The 2,580-nt window shown below is 65.7% G+C and carries 3 protein-coding genes; 2 read left to right on the top strand and 1 reads right to left on the bottom strand.

All coding sequences use genetic code 11. From position 1 onward, the window contains the following. Nucleotides 1-1,191, top strand: a 1,191-nt coding sequence (locus tag VGI62_RS13920; protein WP_331505100.1) for a DUF3300 domain-containing protein, incomplete at its 5' end; no start/stop codon positions are given. Then, entirely contained in the window at nt 1,188-2,240 is a 1,053-nt protein-coding gene (locus VGI62_RS13915) for a DUF2950 domain-containing protein (RefSeq protein WP_331505099.1), read from the top strand. The genes VGI62_RS13920 and VGI62_RS13915, both read left to right, overlap by 4 nt. Before the next feature lie 25 nt (nt 2,241-2,265). Here VGI62_RS13915 and VGI62_RS13910 read toward each other — a convergent pair. Next, the coding region (locus tag VGI62_RS13910) for a tetratricopeptide repeat protein (protein WP_331505098.1) at nt 2,266-2,580 on the bottom strand (315 nt) is incomplete at its 5' end.

The following is a 2,580-nucleotide window of genomic DNA, read 5'->3' as shown; positions in this document are numbered from 1 at the left end:
GCGCAGGACGAAAAGAAGATCTTCACGTCCCAGGAACTCGACCAGATCCTGGCGCCCATTGCGCTTTATCCCGATTCGCTCTTGTCACAGACCTTGATCGCAGCGAGCTATCCGCTGGAGATCGTCGAGGCGGCGCGCTGGCTGAAGGCCAACCCCAACGTCAAGGGCGACGCCGCGGTGGCGGCGGTGAAGGACCAGACCTGGGACGTCAGCGTGAAGTCGCTGGTCGCGTTCCCCGCGGTGCTGATGCCGCTCAACGACCATCTCGATTGGACCCAGAAGCTGGGCGACGCGATGATCTCCCAACAGCAGGATGTCGCCGATTCGATCCAGCGCCTGCGTGCCAAGGCGGATGCCGCCGGCAACCTCAAGAGTGGCCCGCAGCAGACCGTCACAAGCCAGGGTTCGGGAGACGACCGCACCATCGTGATCGCGCCCGCCAATCCCGATGTCATCTATGCACCATCCTACAATCCCTCCTGGGCCTATGGCGCCTGGTCCGCCCCCGCCTACCCGCCGGTCTACTATCCGCCGGCGCCGGCCTACGGTTATGGCACGTTGCTGGCCACCGGCCTGATGTGGGGAGTCGGCATCGCTGCTGCAGGGGCGATGTACAGCAACTGGAACTGGGCGCGCGGCGCGGGCTACGTGAACGTCAATGCCAACAGGGCGGTCAACATCGACAGGAATTTCGACCGCAGTCGCTACACCAACAGCAACCGCTGGCAGCATGATGCTGGACACCGCCGGGGCGTCGCCTACCGCGATCAGGCAACGCGCCAGCAGTTCGGCCAGAATCGCCCCGGCGCCGAGCAGCGCCAGCAGTTCCGTGGCCAGGTCGCCAACCGCCCGCAAGGCGGCGCCAACGTTGGACAAGGCCAGCGCCCCAACGTTGGCCAGGGCGGCCAACGAGCCAACATTGGCCAAGGCGGGCAGCGTGGGAATATTGGTCAGGGTGGCCAGCGGCCCAACGCGGGTCAGCGCGCCGGCGGCGGCAACCGGCCGTCGGCGCTGAACGGCGTGAATCGCGGCCAGCAGGTCAATCGCGACGCCGCACGCGGCCGCGCCCAGCAGAACCGCGCCCGATCCCATCCCGGTGGCGGCAGTCGTGGCGGCGGTGGCGCTCGGGCAGGTGGCGGTGGCGCTCGGGCAGGCGGTGGCGGCGCCCGCGGAGGAGGAGGACGGCGATGAACAGGCTCATCAAGCTCTGCAGCCTTACGCTGCTGCTGTTGGCGGGCTCGATCGGCGCAATCCAGGCCCAGGCCGACAAGCAGGCGCCGGCTGCCAGCCAAGCGCCAGCCGTCAATCCCGCGCCGGTCGACAAGGCGCAGGCTGACAAGGACGCCCAGGCCGAAAAGCAGGCGCAGGTGGAGAAGCAGGCCCGGGTCGACAAGCAGAAGCACTTCACGACAGCGGAGGAAGCGGCCAACGCGCTCACCGAAGCGATCCGCAAGGACAACAATGCCGAGGTCCAGGCGATCCTCGGCCTCGACTGGCGCGATCTCATTCCTGGCGATCCCACCCACGAGGACGACGTGCGCCAGCGCTACCTCGAGGCGTGGGACAAGAACCACAAGCTTGTGCCCGAGGGCGACGCCAAGATGCTCATCGAGGTCGGCACGACCGGCTGGCAGAGCCCCTTGCCACTGCTGAAGGACGCCAAGGGCTGGTACTACGACGTCGATGCGGGCATCAGCGAGATCACCGCCCGCGAGATCGGCCGCAATGAATACGCCGTCATCCAAACCCTGCTGGCGATCGTCGACGCCCAGCGCGAATATGTTTCGCTCGATCCCATGAAGTTCGGCGTTCCGACTTACGCACGCCGGCTTTTGAGTTCGCCCGGCAAGAAGGACGGGCTCCACTGGGAGACCAAGCCTGGCGAGCCACCGAGCCCGATGGGTGAGTTGGTCGCTAAGGCGCAGACCGGCGCCTCGCCGGCCGACGGCTATTATGGCTACCGCTTTCGCCTGCTTTACGGTCAGGGCCCCGACGCACCCGGCGGTGCCTACAGCTACCTGGTTAACGACCGCATGATGGGCGGCTTCGGCGTCATTGCCTGGCCGGTGACCTATGGCGAGACCGGGGTCAGCACCTTCATCGTGAGCCAGAGCGGCGACGTCTACGAGACGGATCTCGGGCCGGAGACGCCCACGGCGGCCGCGGCCATCACCTTGTTCAATCCCGACAAGACCTGGGAAAAGGCCGACATGACACCGCCGCCGCCGGAGCCTCGTTAGCGGCGGCAGAGATGGCGCGGATGACCTAGTGTCGAGACTGCGCCGGCTTCCAGTGGTGTATCCGCTGCTTTGCTTCCTCGATCTCCTCGGGCGTCAATTTCGCGGCAACCTCATCGAGCAGGAAGGCCGCAGTCGACTGCACTGTGCCGTTGTCATTCTCGACCGCAGCGATGCCGACCCAGTAGTAGGCCTCCGGGTAGTCAGGCGGAATGCCCTCTCCCATAAAATACATCAGGCCAAGGTTGTACTGAGCCCAATGGTGTTGATGGTCAGCGGCTTTTCGAAGCAACGCTAGAGCCCGAATTATATCCCGTTCTACTCCGTGGCCGTCGCGGTACAT

Origin of the sequence: Phenylobacterium sp. (genome assembly GCF_036495085.1) — a bacterium.
Lineage (GTDB): Bacteria > Pseudomonadota > Alphaproteobacteria > Caulobacterales > Caulobacteraceae > Phenylobacterium.
This window is presented reverse-complemented; position numbering and strand designations above follow the sequence as displayed.

Excerpts from the sequence above, each read along its gene's own strand:
- VGI62_RS13915 (WP_331505099.1), top strand. The coding sequence starts at position 1,188 with ATGAACAGGCTCATCAAGCTCTGCAGCCTTACGCTGCTGCTGTTGGCG.